Source organism: Shewanella sp. SM29 (assembly GCF_025654245.1).
Lineage (GTDB): Bacteria > Pseudomonadota > Gammaproteobacteria > Enterobacterales > Shewanellaceae > Shewanella > Shewanella oncorhynchi.
The window spans coordinates 23,477-39,402 of record NZ_JAKKRN010000042.1 but is presented as its reverse complement, the minus strand read 5'-3'; the positions used below and the strand labels follow the sequence as shown (position 1 = coordinate 39,402).

Below are 15,926 nucleotides of genomic sequence, written 5' to 3'. Positions count from 1 at the left end.
CGTCGCGGGAATTGTTGGGATAACGCACCAATGGAGCGTTTCTTTAGAAGTTTGAAATCTGAGTGGATCCCCGCCAGTGGTTATGGGAATTTTACAGAAGCAGATAAAGAGATCACAAATTACATCACTGGATATTACAGTGAGACCAGACCCCATCAATATAATGGTGGGTTAACGCCAAATGAGTCAGAACGTTTATATTGGAATGACTCTAAAATCGTGGCCAATTTTACTTGACCACTACAGTTGCCACGATTAAACAGTAGCCAATAAAAAAGCCCCTAGTCGATAAATTGACTAGGGGCGTAGCATTCAAGTTTGACTCATGCACAAGGAGATAGAAGTTATTGCAGTTAAAACTAAGGGCTATTCGCAAGAGATATTTACAAGAACTATTTACAAGAACTATTCACGCAGTCCCTTGGTTGAGTTTTGTGTCAACACATAAGGTGCTAGTTCAGGCACTTCTTGGCGCAATTGATTTTCAAGCACTAACAGATTTTCAAATCGGTCGCACAAACGGTCAGCTTTAGCTTCTAATCCCTTAGATTGGCTCTCAATTTGTTGCTCAATATCTTGGCCTAAATTGTCCATTTTTTTGGAGAAGGTATCCATCTTGGCTTCAAAATTTTCACCGCCACCAGACATGATTTGGCCACCTAAGTTCATCATAATTGCGCCAATTGAATTCTGGACAATTTGTTCCATTTCCTGCTCGAATTCATCGTTAAATGTACTTTGCATCGAGTCTTCAGTCGCCCCTAAATAGAAGCTATCACCATTCTTGTAAGCCACTGAATCAACCCGTTTTTGAACGCCAGCCATCATTTCATCAAATTTTGCACCAGCAGCATCACCCATTAAAGGTGTTAAGGCCATACCAACCGCTTTGGAAGCAAGAGATACTGCCTCATTCACCAGTTCAATCACTTCTGGCACTTGAGTCGAAACTTCATCGGCATATTGAGTAACCAATTTTTTCTGCTTGTCGGTTAAGTTAACTTGCTTACCTTCCACAAATAACTTGTCAACTTCGATACGATACTTTTCTGTGCCCTTCTCGCTCATGACTAATTTTTTAGGCTCAACCATAACGTCATAATTTAAGGAGACTTCACAGCGTTCATCTATTTTTGGCTCTGTTTGTGCTTGCGCCAGCTGTACGCTAGATGTTCCTAAAATCACGCCAGATAATGCAAATCCAGTTAATAACTTATTTAATTTCATTTTTGTTCGTCCTTTAATCTGAATAATTCGATAAACCTAAACTACTGAATAGCTTATAGCAGGAGACGTGCCAACTTTATAACAATATGATTATGTTGGATTTTTAAAGTTAGCACTAAAAGGTCATTAGCGAAATTCGCTAACATTTAGTCTGATAGTGCTAATAAAAAACGAGAGATAAGACTAGAAAATAGAACGACCGAGACGCTGACTTAGATGCTCAAGCATCGCTGTGCCCGCAAGTGAGTTGCCATTATTATCGAGTTCTGGCGACCATACACAAATCGACAGTTCTCCAGGGATCACGGCAATAATACCGCCGCCGACGCCACTTTTACCTGGCATACCAACACGATAAGCAAACTCACCAGCACCATCATATAAGCCCGAGGTTGCCAACAGAGCGTTAAGTTGCCGAGTTTGCACTTGAGAAATAAGCTCAGTCCCTGTGATACTTTTGCCGCGATTAGCCAAATACAACATGGCCTTAGACAAGTCAGCACAATTCATCTTCAAGGCGCAATAATGAAAATAGGTGCGCAGCACTGTATCAACATCACCTTGAAAATTACCAAATGACTTCATCAAATAAGCGATAGCCGCATTGCGCGCACTATGCTGATATTCTGAATCTGCTACTTGTTTATCGAAACACACTTTATCGTTTTGGCTTAGTTGCCTGACTAACTCAAGCATTCTGTGTTTAGGAGCACCTAAACGACTCTGCAATAAGTCAGCAATCACTAACGCGCCAGCATTGATAAATGGGTTGCGTGGCTTGCCACGTTCTAACTCGACTTGTACTAAAGAGTTGAATGAATGGCCCGAAGGTTCTTTGCCAACACGGCTCCAGATTTCGGCTTCTTCATATAAAGTTAACGCTAAGGTTAAGCTGAAAACTTTGGAGATACTTTGAATCGAAAACGGCTCAAGGTAATCGCCCGCACCTAAGGTTTCGCCATCAACAGTCGTGACGGCAATGCCTAATTTGCCAGCATCAACGCTGGCCAGTGCGGGGATATAATTTGCAACCTTTCCTTGGCCGAGCAAGGGTCGAACTTTCTCGACCACTTCCTCAAGTAATGCCAACTCGGGCATTAACCCCACCAAATGTCGTACAGTTCGCTAACTTCAACCTGAGATACTTTTTGGGTCGCCCAGAATGCCTTAACTGCAGCAATATCTTCTTCGGTACATTTACCAATCGTTTGGGTGGCGATAATGCCTTCCCATTCGATGTGGCCGCCGCCATGGAAACCTAATTTACGGGTTTCGATCACTTCATCGATGAATTTATCTACAGTTGCATCGATATCGGCTTCAGATACTGATGCATCAAAAGTCCAAGCCATATCGAAACCTAACTCTTGGAATTCATCAACGCGCATTTTCTTACGTAAACGACGGCTACGATTAGTTGCCATAGTGATTTTCCCTTTTGTGTTTAAAATTAGCTAAAATTGAGTTCGTGATTAAGCGATACGCTCAAACATCAGATCCCATACACCGTGACCCAGTCTATGGCCGCGGGCTTCAAACTTTGTCAATGGACGATGATCAGGACGCGGCACCACACTGCCGTCGGCCGACTGGTTTTGATAACCCGGTGCGGCTTGCATCACCTCTAACATATGCTCGCTGTACTCTTCCCAGTCAGTGGCCATATGGAACACACCGCCAATTTTTAGCTTGCGACGAATAAGTTCGGCAAATTCAGCTTGTACGATGCGGCGTTTATGGTGACGTTTTTTATGCCAAGGATCTGGGAAGAACAATTGCACTCGGGCTAATGAACCGTCAGCAATCGCATGTTCTAATACTTCCATGGCATCGTGATGATACACACGTAAATTAGTCACACCAGCAATGGCGGCATCACTGAGGCAAGAGCCTACACCCGGTTTATGTACTTCAATACCAATGAAATTTTGCTCTGGTGCATCTTTAGCCATTTGTACTAAAGAGGCGCCCATGCCAAAGCCAATTTCCAGCACAGTATCAGCTTCACGACCAAAAACGTCGCTTAGTACCAATGGCACTGGGCTGTAATCTAAACCCATTGTTGGCCACTGGCTTTCAATAGCGTGTGCTTGGCCTTTGGTTAGGCGACCTTCTCTCAGGACAAAGCTTCTGATCTTGCGCAGATACTTGCCTTCTTCATTAAATTCAGCGGTAGTGACTTCGCTCATTTTTGCCTCGTCTAGTGGACAACACCATCATAAAAGAAGGGCATTATCCAAAGTTCAACATACAGTGCAAGCACTAATGGGGCGAAAGTATACCAAGATTATTTAAGAGTGCGAATTTAGCAGCGATTTTTAGCTTTAGATCCCTTGCCAACTTATCTTTGACGCTTGTCTAAGAAGATAACTGCCGCTACACTGCGCCGATGAAATCTACAGCCTCCTTCGCTACACGTATCATCTCTTGGTACGACAATCACGGTCGTAAAACTCTCCCTTGGCAGCAAGATAAAACCCCATATCGCGTATGGGTTTCTGAAATCATGCTGCAACAAACTCAGGTTGCGACTGTTATTCCCTATTATCTTAAATTTATGGCGCGTTTCCCCGATGTGTTAGCACTTGCTAACGCGCCAGACGATGAGGTATTACATCATTGGACCGGTCTTGGCTATTACGCTAGGGCGCGTAATTTGCATAAAGCAGCCAAAATAATCCGCGATGATTATCAGGGATTATTTCCCACACATTTTGAACAAGTGCTCGCCCTACCCGGCATCGGCCGCTCGACGGCAGGCGCAGTATTGTCATTGTCACTTGGGCAACATCACCCCATTCTCGATGGCAACGTAAAACGTGTATTAGCAAGACATGGGGCAATCGCAGGTTGGCCAGGGCAAAAGACGGTTGAAGAGCAACTTTGGCAACTGACGGATGCCTTCACACCGCAGCAAGATATTCAGAAATATAATCAAGCCATGATGGATATCGGCGCCAGTATTTGCACTCGTAGCAAACCTAACTGTGCCGCTTGCCCTGTGGCGATTGATTGCAAAGCTCAACTGATTGGCAGACAAACCGATTTCCCCGGCAAAAAGCCTAAAAAAACCATACCAACCAAAGCGGCGTGGATGTTAGTGATGATGCAAGACAATCAAGTCTTTCTAGCTAAACGTCCGCCAGCGGGAATTTGGGGCGGGCTTTGGTGTTTCCCTGAATTCGCTACCCAAGCCGCCCTTGAAACTCATCTTGAAGAGCAAGGGTTTGATGCGCAGCAACTCGAATGGTTAACTAGCTTTAGGCACACATTTAGCCACTTTCATTTAGATATTCAGCCCATGATGCTTAACTTAGATAAAACTCACGGCGATAAAACCCTCGGCAATAAAGAGAGCGTGGGCGCTGTCATGGAACAAAACCAGTCTCTCTGGTATAACATAAGTCATCCTTCCAAAGTGGGACTCGCCGCCGCCACCGAGCGCGTGCTAGCCAATTTGGGATCACTCGTTCAATCCGCAGTCAGTAAGGAATAATCATGGCGCGTACAGTCAATTGCGTATATTTAAATAAAGAAGCCGACGGCCTAGACTTTCAACTGTATCCAGGTGATTTAGGTAAGCGCATTTTTGATAACATCAGCAAAGAAGCTTGGGGCCTATGGCAAAAAAAGCAAACCATGCTGATCAACGAGAAAAAACTCAACATGATGAATGTTGATGATCGTAAATTTCTTGAAGAACAAATGACCTCTTTCCTATTTGAAGGTAAAGAAGTAGAAATTGAAGGTTTTGTACCAGAAAAAGACCAAGATTAATTCTGGTCGTTAGTCGGCTCTAAGTATAAAGCTTACAAAAAAGCGCCTTTCGGCGCTTTTTGTTCATCTAAATGACAGAATAAAGAGTTACTTACGCACGCCTTCAACCACTAGATCTAATTCAACATGGCTAGATGCTGGACCTAAATCCATCTTGATACCGAAGTCTTTCATCGCAAAGGTAGTTGTGCCCGTAAAACCGGCACGGTAGCCACCCCAAGGATCCTGACCTTCACCCACAGCATGGGCCTTGATCGCTAATGGTTTAGTCACACCATTTAAAGTTAAGTTACCGTTAATCACTAAATCGCCATTTCCTTTATCTTCCACCGAAGTAGATGCAAAGGTCGCTTTAGCGAATTTGCCAGTATTAAGGAAATCTTCACCGCGAATATGTTTGTCACGCTCAGCATGGTTTGAATCGACACTTAATGTATTCACTGTGACATTCACTTTCATCGCAGTAGGTTTAGCCGCATCGTAGCTAAAATCGCCGCTAAAATCATTAAAACGCCCCACCACATAGCTATAACCTAAGTGATTCACTTTAAATGTAATAGAAGCGTGAGCGCCTTCATGATCAATCACATAGTCAGCAGCTGAAGCCGCCACAGGAGCCAATAGAGATACACCGATCAGTGCGCTTAACAGTTGCTTTTTCATTGTATTATCCTCGTTTAAATTTAATCATTCTAAGTAGGGTGGCGTCTTTATCGATAAAGTGATGTTTTAATGCGCCCACGGCGTGAATAACGACCAGCGCGATCAAGCTGTAAGCCGCATATTGGTGAATATCACCCGCGATATCAGCTTGGTTTTCAAACAAAAGTCCCAATCCTGGTAGTTCAAACCAATCAAACACCCAGATACCACGGCCATCTGCGGTTGAGATCAAAATGCCAGCAGTCATGATGACAAAGAGCAAGATATAAATAATAAAATGCGCCAAATGTGCGGCCGTCTTTTCCCACGGTTTATGACTCGCCTCAGGTGCTGGCTTGGGATTAACTAAGCGCCATACCAAACGAAATATTGTCGCAGCCAATAACAGAATCCCAATACTTTTATGTAGATGCGGCGCAGTCTTGTACCAAGTACTGTAGTAGGTTAACTCCACCATCCACACACCGACTGCAAATAACCCAATCACGACGAACGCACTCAACCAATGGGTCACAATGGCGGTAATTCCATAAGCAAACTGACTATTTCGAAACATACTGCGACTCCGTACTCGCGTTTTCTTCATGCCATCCATGAAATAATATTCATTATCATAAATCTAAATTTAAAAACTAAAATCAGTAAAAATCGCTTATATCTTTCTAAATTTTAGAAAGTAAGCCAAAAATCATGATCTGTGAGCACAAAGCTATAGTAAACATCAGTATCCCTCTGACTTGAAAAATACAGCCAACGAATGAAATTGAGCTGAATTCGCAAAATAAGAGATAAAAAACACCCAAGATGTGCATTAAACAGCCGAACGAGTGATTTATCCGGAAAAAGCACTTGCAGAGGTCAAACACCCTAGCTAATATAGCCGCACTTCGAACGATACGGCTTAGCCAACGAGTTCAAAGTAGTTAACTAACGCTTAGTTTAGTTGCCCGAATAGCTCAGTCGGTAGAGCAGAGGATTGAAAATCCTCGTGTCCCTGGTTCGATTCCGGGTTCGGGCACCATTATTCTGTAGTAAAAATTAGCAGTAAAGATTTAAGCCGGCATAGCTCAGTTGGTAGAGCAACTGACTTGTAATCAGTAGGTCCCGAGTTCGACTCTTGGTGCCGGCACCATATAAAACAATGAAACCACTCAATGAGTGGTTTTTTTGTATCTGAAATTTGAATAATAACCAACAAAGTCTGTGGTCAATCAAAACTGACTTACTCTTGATAATACCAATAAGTCCCGAGTTCGACTCTTGGTGCCGGCACCATATAAAACAATGAAGCCACTCAATGAGTGGCTTTTTTGTATCTGAAATTTGAATAAAAACTCACAAAGTCTGTGGCCAATCGCAACTGACTTACTCTTGATAATATCAGTAGGTCCCGAGTTAGACTCTTGGTGCCGCTGGCACTATATAAAACAATGAAGCCACTCGCTTACTCTTAGTTGCTCCGCTTAGTTACACCCCATAAATATCAGCCAGCCATCAAAGCTCAACAATACCCACTGCGCCCCACTGCCACTTGCTTGCAACAGGTGAGCTTAAACCTTAATTTTTCTCTCCAAAATAGAAGATAAATAAATGAGGAAGTTAGGATAAACAGCCAAAAGGAACACCTACTGGCGTTAAAGTGCTGAAACTTTCAGCGGTAAAATAAGGGTAAAACGAAAGAATCAAATAAATAAGCGCATTTTGTTTAATAGTTAATCAGTCACTTAAAAAGGGCTTGCACAGCTAAAGCGAGCACTATATTATACGCGCACTTCGAACGAACAAGGTCTTCACGACTTAGTTCAAAGTAGTTAACTAACGCTTAGTTTAGTTGCCCGAATAGCTCAGTCGGTAGAGCAGAGGATTGAAAATCCTCGTGTCCCTGGTTCGATTCCGGGTTCGGGCACCAATTTTAAGGTAATGAATTCGATTGGGTTTATTACTGTGCTTTACGCCGGCATAGCTCAGTTGGTAGAGCAACTGACTTGTAATCAGTAGGTCCCGAGTTCGACTCTTGGTGCCGGCACCATATAAACAACGAAGCCACTCAATGAGTGGCTTTTTTGTATCTGAAATTTGAAGTGTTCAGTACAAAGCGCAACTGACTTACTCTCGATAATTTCAGCAGGTCCCGAGTTCGACTCTTGGTGCCGGCACCATATAAACAATGAAGCCACTCAATGAGTGGCTTTTTTGTATCTGAAATTTGAAGTGTTTCAAAGCAAAACACAACGAACTTCCCTCAATAATAACAATAGCACCCTCAATACTGGCACAATAAACGTTCAAATCGAGCGTTAAGATAATTTATTGACTTCATGCAACAGACAATCACTTAATCCTTTACCCCTATAAATGATAGTTTTATATTCGCCATATAAAAAAGCCACTCATTATTGAGTGGCTTTGCGTTCTTATACAAACTATCTAGTTCCAAATGACTCAATCGTGCTTATTTGATGAGCTCGAGTGGCATAGGCCTATCACCTGCTTGAACTTGATGTTGAACATGGCGCCACCCTTGAGTGAGCTCACTTAGATGTGCTTTTCTCTCGGGGAAATGTGTAGCAAGTTTTTCGATAACATCGATTTGCTTCTTACACAATAATGACCAACGATCTGCATTTGATAAGTACATGGCGTTTTCCTTAACTGAGGGGTTACTTTTCCTTAGCCAGTTAAGTCTAGGCTGGAATCATTTTATTGCCAATTCAAAATTGCGCGTTAGCGCACTGTTAAAACAACTAACTCGGGAGTATCTTGGTTCTATAAACATAAGATAGGAGACGTTATGACAGCCGATATTTTCAAACTCATTTTTGTCGCTATTGGTATATTTCTCGTTTACAAACTGATATTTGGTGGCAAGAAAGGTCTGACTATTTTTGAAATGCATTTTAAAGATGGCCGTATGACTCAGCATAAGGGCAAGATCCCCGAACGATTCGAACGGGAATGCCGCCAAATCGCTAAAACCGAAAAACTGACTTGTACTGTTAGGGCTGAAAAATCAGGAGATGTACGCTTACATATTTCTGCCAACGTGAGTGACAATGTAAAGCAAAGGATTCGTAATCTGTTTCCGTTTGAATATTATGACAAAAAATCGATAGATAACAGTCGTCAAGCGGGTTAGTTCTTCGCCTCTCCCCTAGCAACCTTAATACTTGCTATTGATAGTTAAGTATTGAGGTTGAAGTGAGTTCCTAAGGCATTTTCTTATTTAAACTTAACTGGATACCTAGGTTTTAGAAAATCGGATTCTAACTGACCGTCTTTTCTCGCATCTCGAATACGACGTTCATTATCTTGCACCATAGGATCGCTTGCGGGTTGATGAGGATCGACTTGTTTCTCAGAATGATCCTCAAACTTAAAGTCAAAAGATGAACAAGAAGTTAACGACAGACTTAAAAATACTCCCCATAAAACAACGTGTTTATTCATCGACTACCCCCTATCTATTTAGACTTAGACTTAGACTTAAGTTCAGATTAATTAAATTTAAACAATAGGTTGCAATAACCTTACCCCCATATATCACTTATGCCACTAGCAAAAATGCCTAGCTGCAACTTTGGTTTGACTTCAACACTTTAATGCAGAAAAAAGGGGATTATTAGCCAAGCTATACTGTTTAAGCCAATTTAAGTCTTAATCAACATTTAAGCCTTAATCAACAGAGTTAATCCAAGACAAGCTGGGGTAAGCCAACTTAACTAAAAATTGCTGAGACTATTTTTGAATAACTAAAGTGACTTTAGCAACTGTGATGCCAAACTTAATAATATCACTCTGATTTATAATGGTATTATCATTCACTAAGAACATCCAATCGTCGAAATGAACTTGATATTCTTCACCATCCACAGGCAATAACATATCGTATTTCCAACGTAGCGCACTGCCGTTAGATTGGCCATCGGCAGTCCCGATAATGTCACCTGCAGTTCCTGAGTATCGCCCTTCCCCTAGTGCCTTGATGCGCCACACACGAGTTTGAGTTTCACCATCATCATACACAAACCATTCATTAATGACTCCCTCACTTCCCTGCCAACTGGCTTCCATAATGACATTGAATTTGCGGATTACTTTGCCACTAAAATCTTGTACGACCCCAGAGGCTTTTAATGGCCCATTAAAAAATGACTCCAAAACCAATGTCGGATGAGTATCTTTATAATCCGTCACTTCCACCGATGAACAACTCGACAACAGCCCTATCATTATTAGGCCTAACAATAACTTTTGACCGATAAGTCGTGTTAACAATCGCATGGTTTTTCTCCGAGTAATTGCGCCCGTAAACTCGGACGGCTAGTGTCTTTCGATAACCAAATCGCTAAAAATGCCTCAGCAAAATTAGCATCGTGGATAATATCGAGTGGTTGATGATTAAAGAAAAACTGACTCGTTTGCCCATCCATAACCTTAAAACTTAAATGGTCGCCCTGCTTCACATCTGGCCAAGTGGCAGTTAATAAACTCAGCCAACGCTGGATATCATTTTCGGCAAACGCTAGATGCTGCCATTGATCTTTTGTCGCTTCGAGCAAATCCTCTGACTCAATATCTCGATAATATTCAATATCTAACAGCAGAGGATATTGCCCCTGTTGATAACGGCCATTTACCGTCAGCAGTCTCGCCTTATACAAACTAAACCACAGCCAATCCATTTCTCCGCGCCCTACTTCCTGAAAAGTCTGCGTCACATCGGCGGCATCATTCAGCTCGATAGTAATGTTTTCAAAATCAGGCGTTTTCGCCTCTAACGCTTTTAAAGGTGCGGCCAATAAACTGAGGGCCAATAGACTTAAGCAGCTTGAATTCAAAAATGAAAAACCAAGATTTGGGCTACGATTACGAACTGACGACATGGGATCCCCCTTTTACTGCATGATGTCTTACAACAGGTACTTAACTAAAAACGGCATAATGACTTAACCGCGATCAATTTTTACAACTCAATAATTAACGCCCAAACACAGTAAAAGAACGCGCTTTAGTGCTTCGATTAAATCCATAGGGATTAGCAAGTTGGATTAAAAATGGCAGTAAGACTAGCCAAACCAAAAATAACACCACAGCAGAAATAACATTGCCATAGGGCAAACTCACGGCATTAAATTGTGCGCCAGTCAAATAGCTTAACCCACCAAATATGCCCCCGAGTAACGCCTGAAATATCAGCGGTAAAGGTCGCATAAAGGCCAAACTATGATTCAGAGTCAAAGCAAAATGCAGCCACAGGCAACAAAGCCACCAAGGGAAAAGAGCAAACTCAAACACCCCTAAAACAGAGAGTACGGTATCTACGCCTATTCCTAAGGCTGCAACCTTTAGCATCAATAACAAATCCACTTTGCGATACTCGGGCTTACTTAAGGAAGATAGCAGGATAAAGTGAAATAATAACAAAGGGATAGTTAACAACAGTGAGGTGTTAAGCCAAAGTACGCTAGACCACCACACAGCCTGAAAACTCAAGGCGTTATAGAGAATAAAGCCCTGATGTTTAAAAGGAACCCGAGAGTTAGCTAACATGGACTTCATCTTTGCCTCACTTTTATCTTGCTGCAAACAAAGCGGCTCATTCCAACGAAAATGGTTATTTCCACTAAAGTGACTGCTTAATCAAAACAGATTACATCGCATTAGGGCTATGGCTTGGGGGATGATGGCTAGCAATGCGATAGTCCGGACGCACAGCCACTAAATGCACAGTGCTTGTGGTACGTTCTAAAAATCCACCTTCACAATAACTTAGGTAAAATTTCCACATCCGAATAAAATCATCGCCATAACCTAAAGCTTGGATTTCGCCTATCGCATGATCAAAATTCTCATGCCAATGTTTTAAGGTTTTAGCGTAATCGAGCCCCATATCATTGAGCGACCAGACCACCATGTCCGTCTGTTTAGCAATGTGACCGACCATTTGGCTCACTGAGGGTAAGCAGCCACCGGGGAAAATATAACGCTGAATAAAATCCACACTTTTGCGATAACTGTCGTAACGTTGATCGGCAATCGTTATCGCCTGTAGCAGCATGCGCCCATTGGGTTTTAACAATGTTTCCAACTTTTTAAAGAAGCCTGGTAAATACTCATGCCCTACCGCTTCAATCATCTCGATAGAAACAACCCTGTCGTATTCTCCAGTGAGATTGCGATAGTCCTCTGTCAACAGCGTCACTTTATCGCTTAGCCCTTCGCGTTCGACACGGGCTTTGGTATAGGCATATTGCGCATCTGAAATCGTTGTTGTTGTAACGTGTACGCCATAATGCTTAGCCGCATAAATAGCCAGCGCGCCCCAGCCTGTACCAATCTCAAGCAAGGTTTGACCTGGCTGTAAATCGAGTCGTTCACAAATAGTCATCAGCTTAAACAACTGCGCTTCCTGCAAACTGGCTTCCTCATGTGGATAAAGCGCGCTGGAATACAACATTTCACGGTCGAGGAATTGCTCATACATAGCATTACCCAAATCATAGTGGGCGAGAATATTCCGCTTTGAGCCCTCTTGAGAATTGCGATTCAGCACATGCTTCACACGGTTTATCGTGCCAGTTAACCAAGAGAATTTGGCTTCAATCTTATCGAGTAAGGCTAAATTACGGGCAAACAGTTGTACGACTTTGGTGAGATCAGGGCTCGTCCAATGGCCTTGAATATAACCTTCACCCGCACCAATGGAGCCTGAAAGCATTATTTGACGATAAAAACTCGGGTGTTTAACCACAAGCGTAGCGTGCAAGTCGGTATGACTCTCACCAAAACGATAACTCTTGTCGCCCTCAACCAAGGTCAAGCAGCCATGTGGGAGACTTTCCAGCGCCTTAAGCAAGACTTTACGCGCAATACTGTCGGGCAGTTTCCCTGTGGTGACTGAGGTTTGCGAAGCCGTATTTTCCATGTTATTTCTCCATCTGAGCTGGATGCGGCACAAAGGGCACACGTTTAAAAAAGAGTTTTAGCGCTTGCCAATAAATCCCGAAGAAGATCTTGAGAGTCATAAAAGGGAAGCGAAACAAAAGCGTCCGTAAATTGGCCGCCGTGATCGGTTGGCGTTTCATCACTAAATTGGCATTAAACAGTTTTTTGCCATTCTCTTGCATCGACTTGTTTTCAATACCAATGTTTAAGTCTTCACTCGGCGCAGACACATGCCAGAGATAACGCATATCGAGAGTCATAAAGGGAGACACGTGAAACACTTTGTCAGAAGGTTTGGGCGCGGCTAAATCGACTAAATAGCAATGGCGCTGATCCCAAGGCGTGTTACTCACCTCGGCCAACATGTATAAAGGCGTTTGATCTTGATAACAAAAGTAGAAATTTACTGGGCTAAAATACACGCCAAAATGACGGATCTGACCCACAAACAAAACTCGATCGCACAGTTTATCTGCGCCTAACGCTGCCACTTGAGTCAATACGCGACTCTTGAGTGCAGCTGCGCTCGGATCGACAACAGCCACTTCACCGCTGTCATTGGATGTAGTCGTAAAAGAAGTTAAATAGTCTTTAGGATTGAATCTCAGTAAAGCGTGGCGCTGGCTGGCAAAAACTCGCCCCATGGCACTGATCTTATCGACTTCATCTAAATCAATCGCCAACAGCGCCATGGCATAACTAAAACTATGTTTAATCGGCGTAAAACGGCTGTGGGATACAGTGCCGTAATAAATACCGCTATTGAGCTCTGTCATATTTAGACCTGTCACATTTAAACCTGTCATAGGCTGACACCAAAATGGGCACACACATCAAGTGCACTGCGAACGCCATCTTCATGGAAACCATTGTGCCAATAGGCGCCAGCAAAATGGGTATGATTTTGCCCGGATATTTCCTCACGGCGGCCCTGAGCCTTAAGACTGGCTTCGTTAAACACTGGGTGGGCATAATTGAAGCGGCGTATCACTTTCGCCTCATCAATCAACTCTGACTGATTCAAGGTGACACAAAAGGTCGGCGCATTGGCTGGCAACTGTTGCAGTATGTTCATGTTATAAGTCACTGACGCTGGACGTTTTAGGTTACCATCTAACCTATAATTCCAACTCGCCCAAGCGGCTTTTCGCTTCGGTAAAATACGTGTATCCATGTGCAGCACCACATCGTTATTCTGGTAGCTGAGGTCGCCTAAAATGGCGCGTTCTGTTGGCGTAGGATCGTTTAACATCCGCAGTGCTTGGTCACTATGACAGGCTAAAATCACCTCATCAAATTCCAACCATTCACCGTGAACTTGTAACTTCACCCCATTGCCATGGCGCTCAATACCTGTCACGGGTGAGTTAAGGCGGATATTGTCTTTAAAGGGCGCAATAAGATCAGGAATATAGCTACGCGAGCCCCCCTTTAGCACATACCACTGGGGTCTATCACTGACATTTAATAAACCATGGTGCTGGAAGAAACGAATAAAAAACTTCAACGAAAACGCGCGCATATCTTCTATGCTCGAAGACCAAATCGCTGCGCCCATGGGCAAAATGTAATGCTCAGCGAAAAATGGTGAGAAGTGTTCATTGTCTAAATAATCACCTAAGTTACCTTCGGGATAAATATCCTGTTGATAGAGTGCCTTACAGCCTTTATTGAAGCGCAAAATTTCTTTTAAAAAGGCCCAAAAGCGTGGATTCAGGAGGTTACGCTTTTGGGCAAACAAACTACCTAAATTGTGGCCGTTGTATTCAAGCCCAGTCAGCGCATTGTGCACGCTAAAACTCATCTCAGTCGGTAATATGGTGACATTAAGGCGAGCCAATAAACGTTCAAATCGTGGATATGTTCTGTCATTAAACACGATGAAACCTGTGTCTATAGCGTAGGTTTGCCCTTGATGCTCCACATCGACTGTCGCCGTGTGGCCGCCGATATAGTCATTGGCCTCAAACACTGTAACCCTGTGCGACTCACTTAATAGATGGCCACAGGTTAATCCAGAAATGCCGGTGCCGACGATGGCGATATTTTTCATAAACTCTTGTCCTTTAGCGGCTTGGCTTGAGTATCGTTTGCAATCATTTTTTGCCACACAAAGGCAGGTAAAAACGACATCAACTTCAATAGATAAGTAAAGCGTCGCGGAAAATGGATCTCGCGCTTGTCACCTTTCAGCCCATTACGTATCGCCTTAGAAGCGGTTTGTACACTCACTTGCATTGGCATAGAAAAATCATTTTTTGCGGTCAGTGGTGTCGCCACAAAACCAGGGCAAATCAAGCTCACGCCTATGTCGTTCTTGGCAAGATCGAGCGCAAGACTCGAGGCTAAATACTGCACGCCGGCTTTAGAGGCGCCGTAAGCTTCAGCGCGAGGGAAAGGTAAATAAATAGCGCTGGAACTCATTAAGCCAATACGTGACCCCCTAGGCATTAAAGGTAAAAATGCCCCGAGGCAATATCCCATTGCAATTAGATTGGTATGGATAACGCGCTCGAACAACACATCATCGAAAGCCTTAGCATCATCAATATATTCACAACTGCCCGCATTCAAAATGACCAAATCGAGCTGAGAATCTGTTTTCGCCAATAGCTCAGCTACATTTTGGCCAGCTTGTTGAACTTGGTCGCGCTGGGATATATCAAAAATTAACAACGTAGCACCGACTAGTTCATTCAAGGCTAACGCCTCTAACCTTTCTTGGGAGCGGCCACAGGCAATGACGTGCCAACCTAAGGACAAATAATCCTGCGCCAGTTGCAACCCAATGCCTGAGCTTGCACCTGTAATCAGCACTGTATTTATTTTCATCGGCTTAACAGCGTCCATTACTTTGCCGCCCTGTCTTTGAGCAAGCGGATAAGGCCGCCCATGCAAGGCAAATGCTCATACAACATTTGCCCTAAGTCGAAGTAATCCCTGTGAAAATAAATCTTGTCGTTGAATTTAAGTTGGCTCATGCCATCAACACGGATAAGTCCGCCTTTATTCAACTTAGGGTGGCTATATTCCATCTGCCAGAACAGCGCGGCTTGATTCGCATCCTGCTGTACTTCTTTGATCTCAAACTGAATATGCTTAACATTCTTATATAACTTCGCGAAGTACTGAGTTAACGACGCTAGCCCTGTGATTTGATGCATAGGATCGGTAAAACTAATACTGTCGTCGTAAACCCGACCTAACAGATGCAAGTTATCTTTATTTAAAGCTTGATAAAGCTGAATAAAATCATCAACAAGCGTATTAGTCTCAGTCGTCGCTTGGTTTATCATCTTGTTATTGCTCCTGAT

Annotated in this window: 20 protein-coding genes and 4 tRNA genes; 8 read left to right on the top strand and 16 right to left on the bottom strand. The window is 43.1% G+C overall.

Going from position 1 to position 15,926, the window contains the following annotated elements:
* Positions 1 to 237, top strand: a 237-nt coding sequence (locus L5L77_RS20565; RefSeq protein WP_263223349.1) for an integrase core domain-containing protein, incomplete at its 5' end; no start/stop codon positions are given.
* A gap of 168 nt (positions 238 to 405) precedes the next feature.
* Here L5L77_RS20565 and L5L77_RS20560 read toward each other — a convergent pair.
* The 4 genes from L5L77_RS20560 to trmB form a co-directional block, all read right to left on the bottom strand.
* Complete coding sequence (locus L5L77_RS20560) at positions 406 to 1,227, bottom strand: YggN family protein (RefSeq protein ID WP_263223376.1); 822 nt, start codon at positions 1,225 to 1,227, stop codon at positions 406 to 408.
* A gap of 183 nt (positions 1,228 to 1,410) precedes the next feature.
* Positions 1,411 to 2,325: a glutaminase B gene (glsB, locus tag L5L77_RS20555; RefSeq protein WP_113939414.1), complete on the bottom strand. Its 915-nt coding sequence runs from the start codon at positions 2,323 to 2,325 to the stop codon at positions 1,411 to 1,413.
* Positions 2,325 to 2,651 carry a YggL family protein gene (locus L5L77_RS20550; RefSeq protein ID WP_028761293.1) on the bottom strand — a complete coding sequence of 109 codons (327 nt, stop codon included), beginning with the start codon at positions 2,649 to 2,651 and terminating at the stop codon, positions 2,325 to 2,327. Before L5L77_RS20550 ends, glsB begins: the two co-directional genes overlap by 1 nt.
* A 48-nt stretch (positions 2,652 to 2,699) precedes the next feature.
* A complete protein-coding gene (trmB, locus tag L5L77_RS20545; RefSeq protein WP_105251866.1) occupies positions 2,700 to 3,416 on the bottom strand; it encodes a tRNA (guanosine(46)-N7)-methyltransferase TrmB in 717 nt (238 codons plus the stop codon).
* A gap of 200 nt (positions 3,417 to 3,616) precedes the next feature.
* On the opposite strand from trmB, the gene mutY reads away from it, so the two are divergent.
* Both mutY and L5L77_RS20535 read left to right on the top strand, forming a co-directional pair.
* Entirely contained in the window at positions 3,617 to 4,723 is a 1,107-nt protein-coding gene (mutY, locus tag L5L77_RS20540) for an A/G-specific adenine glycosylase (RefSeq protein ID WP_263223375.1), read from the top strand.
* A 2-nt stretch (positions 4,724 to 4,725) separates the two neighbouring features.
* Positions 4,726 to 5,004 (top strand): oxidative damage protection protein, encoded by a 279-nt coding sequence (locus L5L77_RS20535; protein WP_006082532.1) that lies wholly within the window; start codon positions 4,726 to 4,728, stop codon positions 5,002 to 5,004.
* Positions 5,005 to 5,091: 87 nt separating this feature from the next.
* On the opposite strand, the gene L5L77_RS20530 is transcribed toward L5L77_RS20535, so the two are convergent.
* Both L5L77_RS20530 and L5L77_RS20525 read right to left on the bottom strand, forming a co-directional pair.
* Positions 5,092 to 5,667, bottom strand: a complete 576-nt coding sequence (locus L5L77_RS20530) for a YceI family protein (protein WP_028761297.1) — start codon at positions 5,665 to 5,667, stop codon at positions 5,092 to 5,094.
* Positions 5,668 to 5,671: 4 nt separating this feature from the next.
* Positions 5,672 to 6,223 carry a cytochrome b gene (locus tag L5L77_RS20525; RefSeq protein WP_263185739.1) on the bottom strand — a complete coding sequence of 184 codons (552 nt, stop codon included), beginning with the start codon at positions 6,221 to 6,223 and terminating at the stop codon, positions 5,672 to 5,674.
* A gap of 389 nt (positions 6,224 to 6,612) precedes the next feature.
* Between L5L77_RS20525 and L5L77_RS20520 the strand changes: the two genes are divergently transcribed.
* The 4 genes from L5L77_RS20520 (at position 6,613) to L5L77_RS20505 (ending at position 7,696) form a co-directional block, all read left to right on the top strand.
* A tRNA-Phe gene (locus L5L77_RS20520) sits at positions 6,613 to 6,688 on the top strand.
* Between the two features lie 35 nt (positions 6,689 to 6,723).
* Positions 6,724 to 6,799 (top strand) — tRNA-Thr (locus L5L77_RS20515).
* A 701-nt stretch (positions 6,800 to 7,500) separates the two neighbouring features.
* A tRNA-Phe gene (locus tag L5L77_RS20510) sits at positions 7,501 to 7,576 on the top strand.
* Between the two features lie 44 nt (positions 7,577 to 7,620).
* Positions 7,621 to 7,696, top strand: a tRNA-Thr gene (locus L5L77_RS20505).
* A 423-nt stretch (positions 7,697 to 8,119) separates the two neighbouring features.
* Here L5L77_RS20505 and L5L77_RS20500 read toward each other — a convergent pair.
* Positions 8,120 to 8,305: a hypothetical protein gene (locus L5L77_RS20500; protein ID WP_105251863.1), complete on the bottom strand. Its 186-nt coding sequence runs from the start codon at positions 8,303 to 8,305 to the stop codon at positions 8,120 to 8,122.
* Positions 8,306 to 8,458: 153 nt separating this feature from the next.
* Here L5L77_RS20500 and L5L77_RS20495 point away from each other — a divergent pair, with 153 nt between their 5' ends.
* Positions 8,459 to 8,803, top strand: coding sequence for a DUF3634 family protein (locus tag L5L77_RS20495; protein ID WP_105251862.1), 345 nt, complete (start codon positions 8,459 to 8,461; stop codon positions 8,801 to 8,803).
* A gap of 83 nt (positions 8,804 to 8,886) precedes the next feature.
* Here L5L77_RS20495 and L5L77_RS20490 read toward each other — a convergent pair whose 3' ends face one another.
* The 9 genes from L5L77_RS20490 to L5L77_RS20450 all read right to left on the bottom strand — a co-directional run bounded on the left by L5L77_RS20490 (position 8,887) and on the right by L5L77_RS20450 (position 15,908).
* The gene (locus L5L77_RS20490) at positions 8,887 to 9,114 is read right to left on the bottom strand and encodes a hypothetical protein (protein WP_263185738.1); all 228 of its coding nucleotides are present in this window, start codon (positions 9,112 to 9,114) and stop codon (positions 8,887 to 8,889) included.
* Positions 9,115 to 9,402: 288 nt separating this feature from the next.
* Positions 9,403 to 9,948 (bottom strand): DUF3833 domain-containing protein, encoded by a 546-nt coding sequence (locus tag L5L77_RS20485; RefSeq protein WP_263185737.1) that lies wholly within the window; start codon positions 9,946 to 9,948, stop codon positions 9,403 to 9,405.
* Positions 9,936 to 10,550 carry a chalcone isomerase family protein gene (locus L5L77_RS20480; RefSeq protein ID WP_263185736.1) on the bottom strand — a complete coding sequence of 205 codons (615 nt, stop codon included), beginning with the start codon at positions 10,548 to 10,550 and terminating at the stop codon, positions 9,936 to 9,938. The genes L5L77_RS20485 and L5L77_RS20480 overlap by 13 nt, the downstream gene beginning before the upstream one ends.
* Positions 10,551 to 10,644: 94 nt before the next feature.
* Complete coding sequence (locus L5L77_RS20475) at positions 10,645 to 11,226, bottom strand: DUF2878 domain-containing protein (RefSeq protein WP_219233928.1); 582 nt, start codon at positions 11,224 to 11,226, stop codon at positions 10,645 to 10,647.
* 91 nt (positions 11,227 to 11,317) lie between these two features.
* Entirely contained in the window at positions 11,318 to 12,592 is a 1,275-nt protein-coding gene (locus L5L77_RS20470) for an SAM-dependent methyltransferase (protein WP_173497574.1), read from the bottom strand.
* A gap of 1 nt (position 12,593) precedes the next feature.
* Positions 12,594 to 13,418 (bottom strand): DUF1365 domain-containing protein, encoded by an 825-nt coding sequence (locus L5L77_RS20465; protein ID WP_173497573.1) that lies wholly within the window; start codon positions 13,416 to 13,418, stop codon positions 12,594 to 12,596.
* Positions 13,415 to 14,665: an NAD(P)/FAD-dependent oxidoreductase gene (locus L5L77_RS20460; protein ID WP_263148721.1), complete on the bottom strand. Its 1,251-nt coding sequence runs from the start codon at positions 14,663 to 14,665 to the stop codon at positions 13,415 to 13,417. The genes L5L77_RS20465 and L5L77_RS20460 overlap by 4 nt, the downstream gene beginning before the upstream one ends.
* Positions 14,662 to 15,462, bottom strand: a complete 801-nt coding sequence (locus tag L5L77_RS20455; protein WP_263142397.1) for an SDR family NAD(P)-dependent oxidoreductase — start codon at positions 15,460 to 15,462, stop codon at positions 14,662 to 14,664. Before L5L77_RS20455 ends, L5L77_RS20460 begins: the two co-directional genes overlap by 4 nt.
* Positions 15,462 to 15,908: a nuclear transport factor 2 family protein gene (locus L5L77_RS20450; RefSeq protein WP_219251282.1), complete on the bottom strand. Its 447-nt coding sequence runs from the start codon at positions 15,906 to 15,908 to the stop codon at positions 15,462 to 15,464. Before L5L77_RS20450 ends, L5L77_RS20455 begins: the two co-directional genes overlap by 1 nt.
* Positions 15,909 to 15,926 lie beyond the last annotated feature (18 nt).